Origin of the sequence: Wandonia haliotis, assembly GCF_039523435.1 — a bacterium.
GTDB classification, from domain to species: Bacteria; Bacteroidota; Bacteroidia; order Flavobacteriales_D; family Crocinitomicaceae; genus Wandonia; species Wandonia haliotis.
On record NZ_BAAAFH010000022.1, the window covers coordinates 1,054,571 to 1,076,036 of the forward strand.

Below are 21,466 nucleotides of genomic sequence, written 5' to 3' on the forward strand. Positions count from 1 at the left end.
TAACTTACTTTAAAACCGAAATTATGCAAAAAAGATGGCTTGTCAAAGACTTGCCTGAACATACTGTTGTAAAACAGTTTCAGGAAGAACTGAAAATACCGGAAATTATTTCAACTCTGCTTCTTCAGCGGGGGATTACTTCGTTTGACGAAGCCAAATCATTCTTCAGACCCTATTTACGGGATTTACATGATCCTTTTCTGATGAAGGGAATGTCCGAAGCTGTAGAGCGTCTGATTCTTGCATTAAACAATAAAGAAAAAATTCTTGTTTTTGGGGATTATGATGTGGATGGAACTACTGCTGTGGCTCAACTAGTTATTTTCTTCAAAAAGCATGGATTCAACGTTGATTTTTATATTCCCGACAGATACGATGAAGGGTATGGTATTTCCATTAAAGGGATTGATTATGCTCTGGAAAATAATTGTAGTGTATTCATAGCTCTGGATTGTGGAATCAAAGCGGTAGAAAAAATTGACTATGCCCGTGAAAAAGGACTGGATGTAATCATTTGCGATCACCATACTCCCGGAGAGGTGTTACCCAACGCCATTATCCTTGATCAAAAACAAGCTGATTGTGCTTATCCATACAAAGAGTTAACAGGATGTGGAATTGGTTTTAAACTCATTCAGGGATTATTGGAAAAACTGGCATTGCCACAGGAAGAATTGTATCACTTTCTGGATCTCAATGCTATTTCCATTGCCGCCGATATTGTTCCTGTAACCGGTGAAAACAGAATTATTGCTTTTCATGGGTTAAAGCAATTGAATGAACAACCGCTCCGCGAAGGACTCGCTGCTCTGCTCAAACATGCCGGAAAGGAAATTCCTCTCTCGTTTACAAATATTGTCTTTGTCATTGCTCCACGTATTAATGCTGCAGGAAGAATACAGTCCGGAAAACACGCTGTTGAACTTTTAATTTCTGAAAATAAAAAATTAACCCATCAACTGGCCTTCCAAATTGAGGAAGATAACAGTATAAGGAAAGAACTCGATCGATCTATCACAGAAGAAATCCTGGAGCAACTGGCCGCCGATAAGGAGTATGCATCGATGAGTTCGACCGTTGTCTACGGAGAAGACTGGCACAAAGGTGTAATTGGAATCGTAGCCTCCCGGCTGATCGAAACCTATTATCGTCCCACTGTAGTACTGACCAAATCAAATGGTGTCGCTGCGGGATCTGTACGATCAGTATCCGGATTCAATGTATACGAAGCTCTGGAAAATTGTTCGGAACATCTTATCCAGTTTGGCGGACATAAATACGCTGCAGGACTAACCATTCAAACAGAACAGATTGAAGCATTCAGAAAAAAATTTGACCAGATAGTAGCAACTCATCTGAGTGACGAAATGAAAATCGCCGAACAGGTAATTGATCTCTCCTTATCTCTCAATCAAATTTTCTCACCGGGAGAATCTTATTATTCCATCCCAAAAGTCAAACGAATTCTGGATCAGTTTGAACCCTATGGACCGGGGAATATGAAACCTGTTTTTATGACAACCGATGTTTTCATGGATCCCGCTTATACGCGTATTGTAGGAGACAATCACCTGAAAACCCGTTTGCGCTCTCCACAACTCCCCTTTGCATTGGATGCCATTGGTTTTAATCTGGGACATAAACTCAACGAGATCGCCGAAGGAGAGGCTGTAACCATTCTTTTCACGCTAGAAGAAAATACATGGAACAACAAAACAACATTGCAACTCAATATTAAAGATATAAGGCCGGATAACACTCCGGATTAGTTCTCTTTAACCAGCCACATAAGAAATTCACGATTCCCTTCTCCTCCCAGAATCGGTGATTCTGCATGTGCTTTATAGGTTAACCCATTGGAATTAGCTTCCTCTATGATTTCATTGATTACAACAGTGTACAACCGTTTGTCGCGTACGACTCCATTTTTACCTACATGTGCTTTACCTACTTCGAATTGAGGTTTTACAAGGGCTATAACAGAAGACTGAGGCTTGAGAAAGCGGGTAATATGAGAAAAAACTTTTTTGAGTGAAATAAAAGAAACATCAATTACACAAAGATCACATGGATCGGTTATTTCCTGATCCGTAAGGTCCCGAACATGGGTTTGTTCCAAATTTACTACTCTGGAATCTTTTGCTATTTTATCTACCAACTGTCCCGTCCCAACATCTACACAAAACACTTTGTTTGCCTTTTCAGAAAGCAGTACTTCTGTGAACCCTCCTGTTGAAGCCCCGATATCCATCGCTGTTGTTCCTTCAACTTTCACTGGCCACAACTCCAAAGCTTTCTGTAGTTTCAACGCACCTCTTGACACCCAGGGAAGTTCTTCCGCCATCATCTCTATCTCTGCATCACACGGTACTTTTTTACCGGGTTTAAACAGTAATTTCCCATTTACGCGTACACCGTGCTGTTTTATTACTTCCTCTGCCCGTTGTCTTGAAGAAACAAGATTCCTTTGCATCAGAATTTTATCAATTCGCTCTTCCTCCATATACTCTCTTTATGAAACAAAAAAGCTCGCCTTTACAAGCGAGCTTCCTGTACTAAAAGTTTTATTTACTTCTTTTCCATTGTCAAAGAGATCTCTCCTTCTTCTTCGGAAATTTTCACAACCATTTTGCTTGCAGAAAGCTCAGTAATATCCATGCTTTCTTCGTTTCCGTTAGTTGTAATTGTAAGTTTTTTAGAATCGTCAGAAAGTTTCCAGCTTCCTTCTTCCTCTTTCTCCTGCCCCATCATTGATGACTTCTGAGTAACTTTTCCGTCTGCAGCGAACTCCATTGTCATAGACTTCATTGCTTCTTCCATCATAGGAACCATAGCTTCCATAAATGCTTTTTGCTCTTCAGGAATACTTTCCATCATAGATGACATGTCTACTCCCGTAACTTGCCATTTTCCAACCAAATTGTCTTTAGCAGACCCACCGCAAGCTACCATAACCAAAGCTAAGGCACTTACAACAAAAACATTAATTAATTTCATCCGTTAAAAGTGTTAATTTTGTGGCTAAGATAAGGAATTTTGAATCGTAGAGAAATAATCATGGAAGAAATTGTAAACAGAGTACAGAAAAGTGGAATAATTACACTGGATCTGACTAGCTTCTTACCTAAGGAAGAAGTAGTTGAAATCGATTTGAAAGACAATCTCTGGAACGAATTAGTGCTTCGTGAGAAAGACTTTCGGAGCTTCATAAAAGAGCATAACTGGAGTAGTTATGAGCATAAAGTTGTTGCTGTTTTTTGTTCGGCAGATGCTATTATTCCTACCTGGGCTTATATGTTGGTTGCATCAGCTTTGGCAGAATATACTCCGTTTGTTTATTTTGGAGATACAACTCAGGCTCAGAAAGGATTTATCGAAGACAGAATCAATGCGTTACACATAGACGATTACGCGGATGCACGGATAGTTATTAAAGGCTGCGCTGAAATTCCGGATCCTGAAGCTCTCTTTTTAAAATTAACCACGCGCTTACGTCCTGTTGTAAAGGTTCTTATGTATGGAGAGCCTTGTTCTACGGTTCCTGTATTTAAGAAACCCCGAAAAGCATAAGCAGATTAACGTTTAATTTTTCCAGAAGCTGTCATTTCGACCTCTTCTACGATTCGGATACGCTGAGGAAGCTTAAACGACGCCAGGTATTTTCGACAGTAACTAATGATGTCTTCTACAACTAACAGAGTTTCACCTTCAGGGACCAGCTCTGCAGCAACAATTTCCCCAACCAACGGGTGATGATCTGCGTAAACCCTCGCCCGGAGAACTCCCGGATACTGTTCCAGGATAAATTCAACTTCCTGTGGAAAAACTTTGTTCCCACCAACATTGATCATTGATTTCTTCCTCCCTAAAATACGGACATTACCATTGCTCTTTATCGTCGCAATATCTCCAGTCATAAAAAACCCATTTTGCAAAACCATTTCCCGTTTTGTCAATGGACTCAGGTAGCCTGCAAACATTCCGGTACCTTTTATTCCCAGATTACCAATTGTTTCTTCCGAAAGCTGATTTCCTACATCATCAAATACAGCAACTTCATAATCCGGAAGAGCAGAACCGACATCATCGGGCTCTTCGATATTATACAAGGTATTAATCAACGGCAGACCAACTTCAATTATTCCGTATGCCTGACTCACTCCTATTCCATATTTTTTGTAAAACTCATGACACACCGTAGAAGAAACAGCTGTGGTGGTAGAAATTACATGTTGCAGGGAACTTAAATCTATCGGTTCTTTTAATGTGCTGAGAAGCCGAATATGTAATGGAGAAGAATACAATAGAGTTCCTTTATATCTTTCGATCGTTCCTGCCAGTTTTCTTCCATCCAGTCCTCCCGTTACAACAATTCTCGCTCCTTTAGCCACATACAATACTAATGAGACAACGAAATGAAAAGCCATTGGCAACACCCAGATAATCACGCTGGTTTCATCGATATTTAATACTTTATTGGCAGCAGTGATCCGCTCTTTTACCCCACTGTGGCTCATCAACACCCCTTTAGCTTTTCCTGTGGTTCCTGAAGTCGGACGAATAAACACCGGATCAGGGCATAACTCAAGAGCTTCCTCATCGGGACGGTTATGTATAATCTCAAGGCGGAAAACCGTATTGTAAAGTCTATCTCCTTGCTCCTGATTTAAAAAATGAGCAATCTTATTTTCCCTGAGATGAGCTGAAATTTCGGAAGAAGTAAGTTCATGAAATACCGGCATAACAATATAGCCAGCCTTAACCCCTGCAAACAAGGCTATCAAAAAATTCCTGTCATTGGCATAACAAATTCCTAAACGCAGAGTTTTGTCTTCCGAGTATTTTTGTAACTCTGTTGCCAGCTGATCAACTTCCCGAAGTAATTCGGCATAGGTAAGGTGACCTGATTCGTCCGTTATTGCTATCCGATCAGAAAACCTCCGGGCACTTTCCCGTAAAAAGTGATATGTGTTAAAAGTAGTGTTCAATCGTTTGATACAGTTTTTCTATCACACGCTCCAGATCCATTGCGTTATCCGCTCCGGCCATCTTTCCGGCTGCAAAACCGGTCTGGAGACAGGTTCCTGTAACCCGGGCACTAGAGATAGCCCGTTCATCAGCGGAGATATTCTTACCCGCCATAAATAGATTATCAAAGGTATTGTGTCGGAGACATCCCGCAGGAATTCCATAACATACCCCCGTTAACGTTTTTATTTCTACCTGTCCGTCCTCCTTCCATTCTTCCATTGGCCAGGCACCAACAGCAACAAAATCAGAAGATTTGAAACTTCCTTTCAGCTGATTCTCTGTAAGTATTTTTTTTCCTTTGGGACGTTTTCCCGTCCTCCACCCCATTTCAGGGAAAAGAACACTTATCGTAGCCTTTCCGAATGCTTCCGTTTGTTCTTTTAATTCAGGCAAAAGTTTTTCCTGAACAAACTTCTGTGTCGCTACCAGTAGCTGTTCTTTCTGGTCTTCATCATCCGTTCCGGCAACTTTCAGCGCAAGCTTCAGCACTACCTTTCCGGTTTTGAAAGACCCCGGAACCACATAAAGAGGAGGGAAATCCATTTTAGCAACAAATCGACTCAGGATCATCTGTAATTGAAATTCGCTATTCGCTGAAACTCCTGATAGTTCAAAAATATAAGCCGGAGCCTGATAATTATCAGAACAAATCGTTTCTGTACCCAAAAATTCAGTTACAACTGCTTTTCCTGTACAGTCAATAACTGCATCAACGGCTAAAGGGAGCTCTTCCCCATTTTTTTCGATAAGTACTTCTGTTATTAAGCTTCCTGAAGTTTGTATACCGCTAATCTGCGCAGAAGAGAGAACTTCTACCTTATTTTCCGTCAGCTTTTGGGAAAAATAGTCTGTCAGACGTTTCCAATCGTATGAAAGAACAGGATATCCTGCATGATTAATTACTCTTGCCTGCTCATCAAAATCACAATACGATTTATAAAAATCTGTAAGGAAAGGATGTTCTATCAGTTCGTCTTTTATAAAAAGACCGCAAATCGTTCCCACATTGACATGTGTACATTGCCCTCCCGGATAACAGGCCTTATCAACAATTGTTACAACCCCACCGGATTCTGCCGCTGCAACTGCTGCAGCATAGCCCGAAACACCGCTTCCGACAACCAGAATATGTCTTTTCTTATTCACCTTTCTCCAACAATACCTTCAATGTATCTTCCAGATTATCAACCTCTGATTCACTCAAAGCGTCTTTCGAATACAAAACGAAGATACGTGTTTTTGTCTGAAACTTAGCAAAGGCAAAAGTTAATCCCGGAGGAAAGGTAAGCGGAGGAAGGTTCATTGCATCGACCACTTTTCTACCAAACAATTGTGACAGTTCGTCCGGATGCTCGGGAGCTACAGTAAAAAGAAAACTTGAAATGGCTCCTCCATGCGGACCTTTAATAAAACGATAATACACTCTTTTTGGTACTACACGCAAATAATGCATCAATGAGTTATACTTATCCGGTGTCCGGTACTTGATCTGATTCTTCATCTGAGCTGTCAGGTCAGTCGTAAGCTGCCTTAAACCGCCTTTCATTTTACTTTTCTCCAATCGATAAAATAACAATGAAAGATGATTTGAAAGAACCGGCCCTTTTGCCATTTTTTTCCTTTGATCCTGGGGAACGGGAACCCAGAAATTGTCTACTTTCCCTCCTCTAGTCAGCAACATTTTCCTTACAGCAATTCCACAAGCTGCCAGAAAAAATGTACTCTGTCCGAATTTGGCTCCGTTTTGTACAGAATTTAAACGGATCTTTTCGGATGACCCTTCTGAAAAATCAATGATTCTTACAGCCGGAACAGTATCCGGGTTGACTTCCCCGGAAAAAACAGTGGTTAACTCCGGGCGTGATGTCTTACTGACAAATTTCTTTGCGTCTCTTGCATCAGAAAATACAACTTTCTCTTTGTTTTTCCCTTTAAAAAAAATCTCAGTACTTCCTTCGTTCAGACTTTTCATGTATAAAACAGCACCATACCCATCCATAAGCAGATGATGCCATACAAACACAACAGTTGTACGTTCATTAGGCCGCTGTATCAGAAAAAAGCAGAAATAAGGAGCATTGGCATTACTGTCAATCGTATATTCAAGAACTTTCTGTGGGATCTGCTCCCCGGAAACAATCTCATGAATCGCGATTTCCGATTGATCTCCCACTTCCCAAAAACTCCCGCTTACTACAGAACGTTTCTTTAATCGAACTCCACTTAAACGGGCAGATAAGGGATGTTGACACAATAATGATTTAAGCTCTCCGACGGTCAATACCCCGTCTAATTCAAAGAAATATCGGCATGTACTTCCAACCGTATTCAATCGCTCATTATGTTTTTCAAGAGCAAGGAAGAAGTGATCCAGACCAGTTAACGGAATTCTATCAAAAGCCATCGGATTACTGTTGTTTTTCCGCGCATGCGGCAAGTGCATCAATTGACACCAGATTCTCAGGAATTAATTCGCTTTCCGGAATCTCAATTCCAAACTTACGTTCAATGAATAGTACCAGTTGTATGATATCATAGGATTCAACTCCTATTTCGCTGAACGGTGTAACAGGATCAAACTCCACAGGCTCATCCATAATTTCACTGTTCAGGTACTTTACCATTTGCAGGCTTATCATTGACTTGTTAATCGGCATTTACTGATATTTTCTTTTACGTTGATAAACAAAAACCGATACCAACAAACAGACAACAAAAAATGTCAGCAGTTTGATACAGTTTGGTAAAATCGTTGCAAATGTACCTTCTTTCAGGAACAAATCATAAAATCCGCTCAATCCCCAGTTCAAAGGAGAAAAGGCTGCAATATCCTGCATCACGGCAGGCATAATATTTACCGGCACCCAGATCCCCCCTAATGCTGACATAATTAATATACTAACTCCCCCAAAAATAGACGATTGCGGAGGGGTGTTAAATACCGTTCCCAATAAGAGACCGTAACCAATAGCTGCCATAGATACAGAAAGTGCTAACGTAAATAGTGCCAGTCCGGACTCCCCGATATATAATTCCGGCAATCCCATAAGCGGCAACAATAGTTTACCGATCATCAAAGTCATTGCAAACTGAATCATAGCTACAATGATATAAACGACCAACTTACCGGAAAGTTTGGAAAGATAACTACCGGGGAATGCTCTCATCCTGATATAGAGTCCCTCAGCACGCTCCAGAATAATACTCGCAGCCAAAGGAACTGTTATAAAAAAGATAGCAAAAATAGCCCAGGCCGGAACATTATGCTGCACAGCATTGGGTTGGTATTGTTCTTTATCGATTGCATATTTTTCTTCAAACTCAAAAAAATCTACGGTTGGCATCTGTATCTCTCTCTGTACAGGCAGGTATTCCTGCATTCGCTCTCCCATCAGTTTAAAAGTAACACCCGTCTTAACACTGCCAATAAACTCCCGCAAGCCAAAAGTTATAGCCATAACAAATGATTTTCTGGCAATCGGATCAACTATTATGGGAACATGAACAATATCCATAGAAGTTTCCGGGTCAAACTCTTCTCCTTCCAGAAAAGCATCCATAATATCTCCGATATTCTCACGAATCGCACGGGTTGCTCCTTCCGGAATTGTCACCGCCACTAAATACTCGCCACTAAGCACGGCTTCGCGAACGGATGCTTCCGTCGGAAACAAAGTTCCATCATCCATTGTCAATCGACATAACTGAGAAGATTCAAACCCTTTTTCGATAGCAACACTTAAACTATCCTGATCTCTATCGACGAATAAAACCGGAATTCCTGCTTCATTAAGGCTTTTGTATGCTTCATTTTGAACAAGCGTCATAATAAGAATCAACAACACCGGCATAGCAAAAAGTACGAGTACGCCAATACGATCGTGTTTCAGGAGCTTAAACTCTTTCAGAAAGGTAGCTATACTTCTTTTTATCATGATCCGACGATTGTAGTACCTGTAAGTTCCAAAAATAATTCCTCCAAAGAAGATCTGTCTTCATTTCGATCTATCAGATCTTTTGGATCACCAACCACCAGTTGCTTCCCATGATTAAGTATGGCTACACGATCACAAAAGATTTCAGCCTGTTCAAGATAATGGGAAGTGTACAAAATTGTCATTCCCTCCTCTTTATTTAGTTTCCGGAGCATTTCCATCATAACAGCCCGTGACTGCACATCCATCCCTTCGGTCGGTTCATCGAGAATTAAAACCTCAGGTTGATGGAGAATTCCACCCAATAAATTTACTCTTCGCTTCATTCCTCCCGAGTAGGTTTTAACCGGTTTATCTTTAACTTCTGTAAGTCCAAACTGCCGGATACGATAATCAACCTTCTCCTTCAACTCTTCTCCCGTCATTCCGTACATTCTGCCAATGTACAACAAGTTATCTTCTGCCGATAAAGATGGATAAAGCGCTATTTCCTGTGGAACAACACCTAACTTGTATTTGATCGATTCGAGATCTGTTTTTAAATCCAGACCTGCAATAGTTACTTTTCCGGATGTGAGGGGCAGGATTCCGCTTAAAATTGAAAATAGCGTTGTCTTTCCGGCTCCATTGGGTCCTAAAACCCCAAACACCTCTCCTTCAACAATGGTAAGGTTCAATCCATCCAATGCGTTCTTGTCGGCATTTCGGTAATGCTTACAAAGATTCTCTATCGAAATTATCAAGCTATTGTTCATGGATTTACCCCGGTTACAGCTGCGAATTTACCATTTATTCCGTCAATATCTTCTCTTTACACGGATTGTTGGGTCATCACATCTACCTAAAACTTATTTTTGTCAATATTCTCAAACAGGATTTCCTGTAGAAAACGTTGCAACAATGAAAATACACTCTTTACTGAATACGCCCGTAGAAACTATCATTTTTGATTTGGGAGGTGTTATACTGAATATCGATTACCAATTGACAATAGATGCCTTTAATCAACTGGGGATTGATAACTTCGGGCAGTTATACACACAAGCTTCACAAGAAGGTGTTTTTGATGATTTTGAACGGGGAGACATCGGAGAAAAGGCTTTTCTTGATTACCTGACAGAACATTTACCCAATCACATAACAGAAGAGCAAATAATTCGTGCCTGGAATGCTATGCTGCTGGATTGGGATATGAGAAAGTTTGAATTACTCAACCGACTTCGTCCCGATTACAAAACAGTTCTTTTGAGTAATACAAATTCCATTCACGAACAGGCTTTTCTCTACTCACTAAAACAAGAAACCGGTTTTTCAAAATTGGACAACCATTTTGACCGGGTCTTTCTTTCCCATCAGATCCGACGAAGAAAACCTGATACAGAAGCTTTTCAATATGTTTTGGATGCTATTGGTACAGATGCCCCAAATACATTATTCATTGATGATTCTATCCAACACATTGAAGGAGCGAAAAAAATTGGGATACAAACGTACCATATTACTCAAAAGGACGAGATACTTCAGCTCTTTTCCTGACACAATTCAACAAGAACACCATCTGTTGATTTCGGATGCAGGAATGCGATGCGCTTATTGTCCGCACCATCTTTAGGTGTCATCGAAATCAGTTCAAATCCCTCTGCCACCAGTCGTTCCATTTCTTTCTCAATATCTGTCACATCATAAGCAATATGGTGTATTCCCTTTCCTTTACGATCCAGGAAGCGGGCAATCGGGCTCTCCGGATTAGAAGCTTCCAACAACTCAATTTTCGAATCTCCTATAGCAAAGAATGCAGTCTTCACTCCTTCGGAAGCTACTTCTTCAATCTTGTAGCATTTCGTATTTAATAACTTCTCATAAACAGGGATTGAAGCCTCAAGGCTTTCCACTGCAATTCCAAGGTGTTCAATCTTATTCATTCGTGTTCTTTTACACAACAAAGATACTAAAAACAAAAACGGCCTTCCATAAACCGGAAAGCCGTTTCATAACAATATTTCTATATTTATCCGCGGATAAACTTCTCGTTCTTATTATCGTAATTGATATAGTACGCTCCTTTTTTAAGGTTCGAACAATCTACTTCTGTACCAACACCTTTCTTAACGATATTTCCGTAAGCGTCATAAATCTCATACTTTGTTTCGAAAGCGCTTCCGTTCGCATCAAACTTGATAATGGTCTTAACTTTCTTTGGAGAGAATTCGATTTCTGGAATTGATGAATCAGTAAATGTAATTTCCTGAGAAGTTCTTTTCTTTCCTGAATGGTCAATCTGAACAACACGCACTTTATTCTCTCCGGAATGTGGTGTAATTTTAAACTCGTATGAGTTTGACCCAGGAGTTCCGATTCCGTCAACTTCACCTGCGTTCACCCATTTGTTCCATCTGTGTTGCTCAATAATAAAAGGGAGTTTACCTTGTTCTCCTGTCGTTGTCCACTTTAACAATCCGTTTGTAGAGCTTGTGATCTCTGCAACTTCAAATGTGCTTCGCGGCAATAAGACTTCAGGATTCAGAATTTTAGGCTTACATCCGGGACCATGCTCTATAACAATAAAAACAGGATCTCCTTTCTTTAATCCGTAAACAGCAAAATTGATTTCAAAGGCACTTTGGTTTACACTACCCGGCATTACATCTCCGTTAACGGTAACGCGTGTCGCACAAAAACCAAATCCATCTTCATCTTCGGGGTTCTGTACGTATAAATTTTTTCCCTGATAACTTCCTTCAATGGACAAATTTGCCAATGAAAATAAAGAGATCAAAGAAACACCAACAGTCAAAATTAGGTTTTTCATAGTATGTGTCTGAGCCTAATGTATTAAACAGTCGCAATATTACTGCGTATTTTTTTAATTTCCAAAAGAATCCAAAATATTTCAGATATCCTTTAACGTTCTCAAATTTACCACGAATATCGCAATTTATCAGATAAAATAAAGTTATTCCAACAATTTTTTCTTATTCTTGTGAGGAAATTGAAACTCCTAACTCAATGAATAAATGGTTTTTGTGGTCTTTTGTCTCTTTGATTACCACCTGTTTTTTCACTTCTTGTAACGAAACCGGTACGGATCAGATTAAGGATTCAAAAGAAACACTCGCTACTTTTAAAATGGTAGTGGACCAGTATCCACAAACTTTTCTGGTTCGGGATGTTAAAGATTACTACACTTCTATTGTTGTAAATCAGGTGATTGAAGGATTGGTCAAGCTTGATCCTAAAACACTACGCCCCGAAGGAGCAGTTTCGGAAAAATGGGAGGTGTCCGAAGACGGACTTACTTATACTTTTTACTTACGCGACAACGTTTTTTTTCATGATCATTCCTGTTTTAAAGAAGGAAAAGGAAGGAAGTTAAATGCACAAGATATTCAGTACACATTTGAGCTGATTTGTACGAAAAATGAAGATGGACAAGCCAGTCACGGATACAGTTCTATTCTTAAAGAAACTTTGGACGGTGCGGAAGATTTCTTTGAGGGAAAGACGAAATCCATAAGTGGAATATCCATAAGCGGAGACTATACCATCTCTTTAAAGATCAAACGACCTGACCTGAATTTCCCGGCAAAATTGTCCCTTACCAATTTCGGAATAGTTGCACGTGAAGTAGTCGAATGTGGAAAAGAAACAGATCTGATAGGAACCGGCCCCTTCCGCTACGGATATGATTCTGATGATGGAACACCTTTCATTGCACTCGTCAAAAATCCGGAATACTATCTGAAAGATGAAAACGGAATTCAACTCCCCTATCTGGATACTGTTATGATTTACGTTCAGAACAACCAGCTTGAACAACTGGATTTGTTTGAAAGAGGAAAAGTACACTATATAGAGAACATCCCTCCCAGCAGAATTACACATGTTCTCGAAGATAGAATACAGGACTTTAGTGGTGAGCCTCCTCTTATGAAACTCACCAATGATCCCTTACTCAGCACTCAATACTATTCACTGAACATCAACTCTCCTGCTCTTAAAGACAAGCGTGTACGCCAGGCACTTAATTACGCTATAGATCGGGACAGAATACTTAGCAATGTTTTAAAAAGTTCCCCGCAATCAGGTATCTACGGGATTGTCCCGCCTCTTCCGAAATTACTTCCCGGATATGACTTCTCCGGAGTAAAAGAAAAAGGCTACAGCTATGATCCGGAAAAAGCCCGAGAGTTGTTGGCAGAAGCCGGATTCCCAAATGGGAAAGGCTTTCCGACACTTACTCTGAAATTCAATACCGGTACTATTCACTCAGCCGTAGCCGATGAGTTTAGAAAACAAATGGCCAAGGAATTGGGAATTAATGTCAACCTGGAAGGACTTTCTTTCGAGGATCGTCTGTCTGATGAAACGATGGCCAAGGGAGATCTGTTCCGAACTGCCTGGTACGCGGATTATATCGGCGCTGAGAGTTTCCTGATGAATTTTTACGGAAAGTTTGTTCCGGACGATATAAATACTCCTTCTCATGTAAATTCATCCCGCTATCAAAATGAACAGTTTGACGAATTGTTCGAAAAAGCTCAGAAAGAAAAAAATATCGAACAAAGAAACCGGCTTTTTTCAGAAGCAGAAAAAATTATGCTCGAAGATGCCCCTCTTATTGTACTCTGGTATAATGAGCAATTTATGCTTCAATATTATAATGTAAGGAACCTGGAAACCAACTCTATTCTGTATCTGGATCTCACAAAAGTACGCGTCAAAGATTGGACTAAAGAAGAGTTTAATCGTCTTCATCCGTAATTTTTTCCGCAGAATTTTTCATATTTACCCTCTTAACATGCAATGAACTGCTATGAAATTAATTGTATTTTGTGCGTTTTTGGCAATCGCATTAACCACTCATTCGCAAATTACGCAGAGTGTCCGCGGGAGGGTTGCCGATGTAGAAACTCAGGTTCCGCTTACGGGAGCACGCATACAAGTATTGACTGAAGACACCACACTTGTTTTAGGCGCTGCAGCTGATGTCAACGGAGAGTTTCAGATTCCACAGGTTCCAATAGGGAAACACACATTAAAAACGACCTTTCTTGGATACGAACCCTCTTTCCAACCGATACAGGTTAATTCCGGTAGAGAAACAGTTGTCACAATTTTTCTACTTGAAAAAGCGGTAGAGACAACCGAAGTGGTGGTTACAGCGAGAGCTCAGGATCAACCTATTAATGAAATGGCTACAATATCCGCTCAACAGTTTTCAATTGAAGAGACAGAACGTTATGCAGGTTCCCGGGCAGACCCCGCAAGAATGGCTTCTAATTTTGCAGGAGTACAGGGTGCAGATGACTCCCGCAATGATATTATCGTACGTGGAAACTCGCCCCTGGGTCTCTTGTGGCGTGTGGAAGGAATTGATATCCCTAACCCGAATCACTTCGCTATTTCAGGATCAACAGGTGGACCGGTTTCTATTCTTAACAACAAATTTCTGGATAATTCCGATTTCTTTATGTCCGCCTTCCCGGCTCAGTACGGAAACAGTCTTTCCGGTGTTTTTGATCTGAATTTGAGACGCGGTAATACAGAGCGACATGAATTTACAGGACAATTCGGTTTCTTAGGTACAGAAGTACTTATGGAAGGTCCCCTTTCTTCAAAATCACGGGCAAGTTATTTGTTTATGGGGAGGTACTCCACGCTATCTATGTTTCAGGCATTAGGAATAAAGATTGGAACCAGCGCTGTTCCACAATATGGCGATATGGCATTTAAATTGAATTTCCCTCTGAAAAAAGGTGGTCAACTTTCGGTTTGGGGAATGGGCGGAATGAGTGCGATTGAAATCATGATTAGTGATCAGACAGAACTTACAGAAGAACTTTATGGAGAAGGAGATCGTGATCAGTACTTTTCAACTGCTATGGCAGTTGGAGGTATTACGTACAAAAAACCTTTAAACGATAAGACCTTTCTACATGCAACACTTGGTGCTTCCTACGAACGTCAGAAATCCCATCACGATATTACCTGGAGAACTCTTGATACAACGATCGTAGATGGAGAAGAAAGCTATAGGATTAACCTTGACTCACTTTACCAGTTAATGGGATATACGTTTGAAGTTACCCGCCTTACCTCTCACGTATCCTTTAATCACAAAATCAATAGAAGACATCTTATCAAGTTTGGATTCAACGCAGAATTACAGCATCAGAAAATGAATGACTCAGTTCTATATGATATCCACATTGCAGACAATTTTAAGATGCGTTGGGACTACAAAGGTTTCGCTACATTACTTCAGCCTTTCTTTCAGTGGAAATACCGAATTTCGGATCGCATGAACCTCGTTGCAGGATTGCATAGTCAATATTACAGCATGAGCAACAGTTGGTCGTATGTGGAACCACGCATCGGTTGGGACTGGACGCTGAAGAAAGGAAACAAAATAAAATTTGGTGCAGGGATGCATAGTCAGACCCAACCCCTCTATCTGTACACCTATCACCAATCTGATAAAAACGGAAACAATGTACTCATCAATAAAAACATGGATTTCTCCAGAAGTGTCCACGTTGCAGCCGGTTATCAGAAATCGTTCCGCAGCAAAATGCGTATAGCAGCAGAAATCTATTACCAGCATTTGTATAATATTCCTGTAGAGCGAACACCTTCTGCATTCTCGCTCAACAATATGGGATCAGGTTTTCAACGCTTTTTCCCGGACTCACTGGTTAACGAAGGAATTGGAAAAAACTACGGAATTGAATTAACGCTTGAAAAGTATTTTGACCGCAGTTTTTTCTTCCTCATTACGGGATCTCTTTTTGACTCAAAATATCAGGGAAGTGATAAAATCTGGCGAAACACAGATTACAATGCAACATTTGCTACAAATTTAGTTGTCGGAAAAGAGTTTCAGATCAATGAAAAGAATATGATCTCCGTAGGAACTAAAATTACATACGCAGGCGGTAGACGCTACGGATATGTAGACATAGCTGCTTCGAATCAGGTACAGGAAATTGTCTTTCTGGATTCAGCTTATAACGAACGTCAATTCAGAAATTACTTCCGGATGGATTTGAAAATTCTATACCGACTAAATGCTAAAAAGGTAACGCATGAGATTGGGCTTGACCTCGTAAATATTCTGAACACAAGGAACCTTCTAAGTCTTGCGTATGCACCAAGTCTTACTGACCCAACGGCAGAACCTTTGGCAGAACGGACACAATTAGGTTTCCTTCCGATATTTTATTACCGGATCGACTTCAGGATTCAGCGGAAGAACAAATAATCAGGAAACTCTTTTTTTCCGCTCTTTTCTCCCGGTTCTGTATTGCCAGAGACCATTAAAAAATACGGCTGCAAGAATAATAGAACTGCCCAGATAAAAAGACGCATCCATTACTTCTTCATTCGGGAAAAGTAATACAGCCATAATCATGGTGTATATTGGCTCCAGATTGATGCTTAAACTAACAGTGAAGGCTCCGAGGTATTTTGTTGCATCAACAGCAATAATAAATGCCAGTGAAGTACAAATGATCCCTAAAAACAAAAGATTTCCTATATTCTCAGACGAAACATTGAATAAATCCCTATTTAATTCTCCCTGAAAAAGAAGAATTCCGGTCATCACCACAAAACCGCTTATCAACTCAATAAAGGACAACTGTGAAGAAGGAACCTTATCCACAAGTACTGAGTTAGAAACCGAGAATAAAGCCGCCAGAAAAGCAGCCAGTAACCCTACTAAAATGGCACTGATGTGTTCAAATTCAACCGTAAGTATAAAAGAGATTCCAAACACGATGACAACTCCCAAAAGCACTTCTACCCAGGAAACCCGTCGTTTTCTCATCAGAGGTTCCAGCCAGGAAACATGAAGTGTTGTCGTGGAAAGACAGATAATTCCAATCGAAACGGAGGACATTTTTATACTTTGAAAAAATGCATACCAATGCAACCCTACGACTGCGCCGACAGCGACAATTTTCCAAAAAACTTTTTTCTCGATTTTAACAACCGGTCGTTTCAGCAACCAGATAAAAAGTCCCAGCGAAACAAAAGCAATCAACAGACGATACCAGACCAGTTCTGTTGAAGACAATGTTATTGCCCTTCCCATAATTCCAGTATACCCCCAGACAATAACTACCAGGTGAATGAGGATCAGATATTGTTGCCTTTTCGTCATGATAATTTGCAAATGTAGTTCATTTTACATCGCAAAAACAATCCATACAATAAACCAAAGTTACTGTTCCGAATATTCTTTTAATTCAATGAAAAAGGTACTGCCTGCTTCGGAACTTTCAAAATAAATCTGACCATCATGCGATTCAATAATTTGACGTACCATAGCCAGACCAAGCCCCATGCCGGTAGATTTGGTTGTGAAATTAGGTGCAAAGATCTTATCTCTCATCTCATCCGGAATTCCGGATCCATTATCACGCACAGCTACTTTTACAACTCCTTCTTCTGTTCTTACCGAAATAAAAATCTCTCCTTTTCTCTCCTCAGGGATTGCCTGTGCTGCATTCTTCACAAGATTATTAAACACCCGGATCATCAAATCTTTATCCGCAAAAACAGCTGTTTTCACTTTCTGAAAACTGGTCGTAATGTCGACCTCTTCAAGTTCTTCAAAAGTGGTAACAACATTCTTTATAACCATGTTCAGGTCAACAATATCTTTGTTTGGTTTCGGAAGTTTTGCAAAATTGGAGAACTCATTTGCAATCACAGTAAGTGCATCGATCTGTTCTACAATAGACTGAGCCACTTCATCCAGTCGCTGAACAGAATCAGGATCGGATGGATCAAATGACCGTTGCAGATGTTGAATCCTCAATTTCATAGGCGTCAACGGATTCTTTATTTCGTGTGCCACTTGTTTCGCCATTTCTCTCCAGGCAACCTCTCGCTCCGTCTGCGCCAGTTTTTCAGCATTAATCTCTAATTCTTTTAGCTTGGCGTTGTACTCCTTTACTAACGCACCAATCTCGTCATCCCGTTTGTAATAAATGGGTTTATTCGATTTCCCTAAGCGCAATTCTGCCAGACTTCTCTGTAGCAGCTTCAATGGTTCTGTAATACGATTCGTAATAACCACCGTAACAATGATACTCAATGTCAGTAACAGCACGAAAATATTAATGATTTCAGAAAGGAAACCAGCAATTTCATTTTCAAATTCATTCTGTTTTGCAAAATAGGGCAAGTTAATATAGGCTATGACCTCATCTTCGTTATTCTGCAATGGAATGTAAGCCGACAGATACGTCAAATTTCCAATCTCCTCTTCATGAATATAGACACTTTTCATCTTATGACCGATATTCCTGAAAGCCCTCGGATTAATTTGGTCGGAGATCAACCCGAGATTATAAATTTCGGGACGTGAAGATGCCAACAACTCTCCATTTAACCCATACAGGTTTATATCCGTAACAAAAACGATCGAAAACTTTTGTAGCAAATATTCCAGATAACTTGCCATTTTGGAACGCTTCAGCGAAGTTTCATATCCCAGTTTCTGAACAAGTTCGAGATTTACTGATGTCAGCTTTTCTCTGATCAAACCATCCCGATAATCATCGTATTGGTCCTTGACAAAAGATCCTGTACCTAAACTCAAAAACAGTAATGAGAAAAATACCAACGCAATCAGCAACAATTGTATCCTGAATGCCAGTCGGATACGGGACAAGTCAGGAATCAGTTTACCGGAACTTAACAAAACGGCCAGTAGAAGAAGTCCGAAAATAGAAAACAAGAGTGAAAACGATGTCAGTTTTTCAGAGAAGGAAACTACTGGTCTTGACAATACTATCGTCCTTTCATAGTCCCCGAACAGTACGTAGTGCGCATCCCTTCTGTGAATAAAATACCCGGATTTACGCGATGATTCAGAAAGAAAAGATGAGAGGGATAAAGGATAGTTATACGCCCCGTGTCGTGAAACGAGTTTTCCTCCTACATATTTGGCAATAGAATATTCCTCAAGTGGGAAAAACACACGGGACTCCTCACTCAGCAAAAGCCGTGGGAAACCAATTTCCTGCGGAATAATTTTCGACTTTAACGTACAAAACAGATATCCCAATAAACTATCGGACTTCGCATAGACAGGCTGCCTGATTAAATAGCTCAGTTTATCACTATAGTCCGTAATGTAATAGATATTTTCGCTGATCTCCGAAGGTTCCGCACTTGATGCTAATAACTCATTAAATCGCTCCAGATTTCCGTCCTGCATTACAGCATACGGTGCAATAGGGTTATACTCGGAATCAAATAAAAAGAAATCGGTTTCGTACCTGCTCCAATACTGGTTAAAAAAACGCTTTTCCAATGTGTTCTTTACGTCCGAAAGACTCAATTCCTCCGAATTATTGAATGCTTCAACCAAAAGAGGATGTTGCTGTAAAACTTTCCCCAATTGTCCATATTCAATCTCTGTATTTAAATCTTTGTCTGAAATGAGTTTAGTAGCGTATAATTCAAACCGCTCAATGCTTTTTTCCTGAATAGTTGACTGAATCTGAAAAGCAGAAAAAGCTGTCAGTAACGCTAGAATAAGTACAACTCTCGGAAATGAATAGCGCTTTGGTTTCCAAACCTGTAAAAAGAGAATGACTCCGCTAAAAATTACTGAGAGTAATAAAACGGCCAGCGATTCATGGGGTAAGAGAATAAAAACAAAAAAATAGAGTATTGAAAAGAAAAACCAAAACACTCCCTGAGTTGTGGGGCGTAATCCGGAAAATGAAAAGTTCCGCAATAGTACAAGAGCTATCGTATAGTACACATACAGTAAAATCCCTATCAATCCTACTAAAATAAAGGAATACAGATTCAAATCCATAAACCGGTACAACTCAATTGGAATGTCCGAATCCAGAATAAGATGATGTATGCTGACAGTATACAAATAGCTTAACCCAAAGAACAAAAGAAGTGACAAAACACCAACAACTGCCCGAAGTCCATTTTTCAGTTCCGGAACTTTAATCTGTGTTGCCATTTTAACAAAAAGCACCAACAGAAGCACGTTTATTATCAAATCTCCAAGTGTAGGAAAAAGGGCTGAAGAGGCAAATAATTGTGGGTCAAGTAGTGTAAATCCTTCAAAGACTCTGAGACCATCATACCGCATCAGCATCCATCGGATAAACAACAACAAAATTGCTACAACACCTAAATAAAGTAGCGCATTTGTTTGACGCTGAATTTCTGTGATGATCCCCCTGAAAAAGAAAAACAAAGTAAAAATAACCGACAGGAAAAAAAATACCTGTAATCGGTCCGGATTAGGTAACGGTTTAAAATCACGAAGCGAAAAAAGAAAATTTCCAGCTTCATCCGTAACATCATATTTATCGGGGAATTGATTTATAACCGCTGTAAATGGAAAAGAAAAGTCTTCATTAAAGTGATTCGAAAGACTTTCATTTTCATACGGGTATTCGTTTTTTATCAAAAAGAGACCTACCAGTTTTCGTTGGTCAACGGCTTTTTCGTGCAAATAATACCAACCGTTCTCCAACAACACAACTCCTTCTGTAACCTCGCTGTTCTCTAATGTGAACGGAGCCTTATTGGATGTCCAGTAGATGAGTGTATCTGCATCATACAAATAATAGACAAAATCGGAGCGCCGGAACTTTTTGGTTTTTTTCCAGATAGAAGGGAGTGAATCTTTAGGTGTAACATAAGAAGCAAACTCATCCATCGACTGATGTAGTTGTACCTTCTTCCGTATAAACTGCTCATGAAACTTATCAAACTCCTTTTCAGGAGAAGGAGTAAAGAAAACACCGAATAATAATGTGGAAACTAACAGAAATAGCGTCGCCAGAATAAAATTACTATTGTTCAGCCATCTCCTCATAGTAGTTTACACCAAAACTCTAAGCTTTTTCATACACGGATGCTTATCTACACTTTCAATCACATCTCGTATCACTTCTTTTATAGGACGTTCATTGATAACGATCAAATCAGCAAGACTCTTATAGGGTTCAACATAACGCTCGTAACAAGGAAGCACATGATGATTCCACTGGTACAAAATTTCCTGCTTTGAGTATCCTCTTGCGACAAGATCACGTTCGATTCTTCTTTCAAGTTGAACCTTCTGACAAACATCCATAAATACAGAAAAGTCAATGAGATCAAAAATTTCGGTATAATACATCAGGAACAGCCCTTCTATAATAATCAACTCCGAAGGTTCCAAAACAGTCCGAATCTCCGTTTCCTTGTGATTAAAGGTATATTCAACAAATTCCACCGACTCACCACGTAATAACTTCTTTACGTCATCAAATAACTTTTCCCGGTCTAACGATGAAGGGAGGTCGAAATTAATCTCTCCGTTTTCATCTTTTTGCTGTTGCTCAATCGGGAGGTAGTAATTGTCCATAGAGACAACCGTCGGATTAAACTCTTTGTAGTATTCTTTTAAACCACTTAATACTGAAGTCTTACCCGAACCACTTCCTCCGCAAATCCCTATTATCATC

General features: G+C 40.0%; 18 protein-coding genes. 5 read left to right on the forward strand and 13 right to left on the reverse strand.

Annotation, left to right across the window (positions count from 1 at the left end; genetic code table 11):
- The first annotated feature begins 23 nt into the window (after positions 1 to 23).
- Positions 24 to 1,769 carry a single-stranded-DNA-specific exonuclease RecJ gene (recJ, locus tag ABDZ97_RS17285; protein WP_343790884.1) on the forward strand — a complete coding sequence of 582 codons (1,746 nt, stop codon included), beginning with the start codon at positions 24 to 26 and terminating at the stop codon, positions 1,767 to 1,769.
- Here recJ and ABDZ97_RS17290 read toward each other — a convergent pair.
- Positions 1,766 to 2,503, reverse strand: coding sequence for a TlyA family RNA methyltransferase (locus ABDZ97_RS17290; protein WP_343790887.1), 738 nt, complete (start codon positions 2,501 to 2,503; stop codon positions 1,766 to 1,768). The two genes, recJ and ABDZ97_RS17290, sit on opposite strands and share 4 nt — an antisense overlap.
- A 65-nt stretch (positions 2,504 to 2,568) precedes the next feature.
- On the reverse strand, positions 2,569 to 2,997 hold the full coding sequence (locus ABDZ97_RS17295; protein ID WP_343790890.1) for a lipocalin-like domain-containing protein: 429 nt from the start codon (positions 2,995 to 2,997) through the stop codon (positions 2,569 to 2,571).
- 60 nt (positions 2,998 to 3,057) lie between these two features.
- Here ABDZ97_RS17295 and ABDZ97_RS17300 point away from each other — a divergent pair, with 60 nt between their 5' ends.
- Positions 3,058 to 3,570 carry a DUF2480 family protein gene (locus ABDZ97_RS17300; RefSeq protein WP_343790893.1) on the forward strand — a complete coding sequence of 171 codons (513 nt, stop codon included), beginning with the start codon at positions 3,058 to 3,060 and terminating at the stop codon, positions 3,568 to 3,570.
- 5 nt (positions 3,571 to 3,575) lie between these two features.
- On the opposite strand, the gene ABDZ97_RS17305 is transcribed toward ABDZ97_RS17300, so the two are convergent.
- The 6 genes from ABDZ97_RS17305 to ABDZ97_RS17330 are packed head-to-tail and all read right to left on the reverse strand — an operon-like array spanning position 3,576 to position 9,721.
- On the reverse strand, positions 3,576 to 4,988 hold the full coding sequence (locus ABDZ97_RS17305; RefSeq protein ID WP_343790897.1) for a class I adenylate-forming enzyme family protein: 1,413 nt from the start codon (positions 4,986 to 4,988) through the stop codon (positions 3,576 to 3,578).
- A complete protein-coding gene (locus ABDZ97_RS17310; RefSeq protein WP_343790900.1) occupies positions 4,972 to 6,177 on the reverse strand; it encodes an FAD-dependent oxidoreductase in 1,206 nt (401 codons plus the stop codon). Before ABDZ97_RS17310 ends, ABDZ97_RS17305 begins: the two co-directional genes overlap by 17 nt.
- Positions 6,170 to 7,435 carry a hypothetical protein gene (locus ABDZ97_RS17315; RefSeq protein ID WP_343790903.1) on the reverse strand — a complete coding sequence of 422 codons (1,266 nt, stop codon included), beginning with the start codon at positions 7,433 to 7,435 and terminating at the stop codon, positions 6,170 to 6,172. Before ABDZ97_RS17315 ends, ABDZ97_RS17310 begins: the two co-directional genes overlap by 8 nt.
- Before the next feature lie 4 nt (positions 7,436 to 7,439).
- A complete protein-coding gene (locus ABDZ97_RS17320) occupies positions 7,440 to 7,688 on the reverse strand; it encodes a phosphopantetheine-binding protein (protein ID WP_343790906.1) in 249 nt (82 codons plus the stop codon).
- Positions 7,689 to 8,966, reverse strand: a complete 1,278-nt coding sequence (locus tag ABDZ97_RS17325; RefSeq protein ID WP_343790909.1) for an ABC transporter permease — start codon at positions 8,964 to 8,966, stop codon at positions 7,689 to 7,691. It abuts the gene before it with no gap.
- Positions 8,963 to 9,721 (reverse strand): ABC transporter ATP-binding protein, encoded by a 759-nt coding sequence (locus ABDZ97_RS17330; RefSeq protein ID WP_343790912.1) that lies wholly within the window; start codon positions 9,719 to 9,721, stop codon positions 8,963 to 8,965. The genes ABDZ97_RS17325 and ABDZ97_RS17330 overlap by 4 nt, the downstream gene beginning before the upstream one ends.
- A gap of 145 nt (positions 9,722 to 9,866) precedes the next feature.
- Here ABDZ97_RS17330 and ABDZ97_RS17335 point away from each other — a divergent pair, with 145 nt between their 5' ends.
- A complete protein-coding gene (locus ABDZ97_RS17335) occupies positions 9,867 to 10,502 on the forward strand; it encodes an HAD family hydrolase (RefSeq protein WP_343790915.1) in 636 nt (211 codons plus the stop codon).
- On the opposite strand, the gene mce is transcribed toward ABDZ97_RS17335, so the two are convergent.
- Positions 10,487 to 10,888, reverse strand: coding sequence for a methylmalonyl-CoA epimerase (gene mce, locus ABDZ97_RS17340; RefSeq protein ID WP_343790918.1), 402 nt, complete (start codon positions 10,886 to 10,888; stop codon positions 10,487 to 10,489). The two genes, ABDZ97_RS17335 and mce, sit on opposite strands and share 16 nt — an antisense overlap.
- An 86-nt stretch (positions 10,889 to 10,974) precedes the next feature.
- Positions 10,975 to 11,775, reverse strand: coding sequence for a T9SS type A sorting domain-containing protein (locus ABDZ97_RS17345; RefSeq protein WP_343790921.1), 801 nt, complete (start codon positions 11,773 to 11,775; stop codon positions 10,975 to 10,977).
- A gap of 197 nt (positions 11,776 to 11,972) precedes the next feature.
- On the opposite strand from ABDZ97_RS17345, the gene ABDZ97_RS17350 reads away from it, so the two are divergent.
- Both ABDZ97_RS17350 and ABDZ97_RS17355 read left to right on the forward strand, forming a co-directional pair.
- Positions 11,973 to 13,727: an ABC transporter substrate-binding protein gene (locus tag ABDZ97_RS17350; protein ID WP_343790924.1), complete on the forward strand. Its 1,755-nt coding sequence runs from the start codon at positions 11,973 to 11,975 to the stop codon at positions 13,725 to 13,727.
- Between the two features lie 52 nt (positions 13,728 to 13,779).
- On the forward strand, positions 13,780 to 16,227 hold the full coding sequence (locus ABDZ97_RS17355) for a TonB-dependent receptor (protein ID WP_343790927.1): 2,448 nt from the start codon (positions 13,780 to 13,782) through the stop codon (positions 16,225 to 16,227).
- Here the strand turns inward: ABDZ97_RS17355 and ABDZ97_RS17360 are convergent, their stop codons facing one another.
- From ABDZ97_RS17360 to ABDZ97_RS17370, 3 genes are read right to left on the reverse strand one after another with little or no spacing between them, the layout of a single operon-like run.
- On the reverse strand, positions 16,228 to 17,130 hold the full coding sequence (locus ABDZ97_RS17360) for a DMT family transporter (RefSeq protein WP_343790930.1): 903 nt from the start codon (positions 17,128 to 17,130) through the stop codon (positions 16,228 to 16,230).
- A gap of 60 nt (positions 17,131 to 17,190) precedes the next feature.
- Positions 17,191 to 20,832 (reverse strand): sensor histidine kinase, encoded by a 3,642-nt coding sequence (locus ABDZ97_RS17365; protein WP_343790933.1) that lies wholly within the window; start codon positions 20,830 to 20,832, stop codon positions 17,191 to 17,193.
- A gap of 6 nt (positions 20,833 to 20,838) precedes the next feature.
- A complete protein-coding gene (locus tag ABDZ97_RS17370) occupies positions 20,839 to 21,465 on the reverse strand; it encodes a uridine kinase family protein (RefSeq protein WP_343790936.1) in 627 nt (208 codons plus the stop codon).
- Position 21,466: the final 1 nt, after the last annotated feature.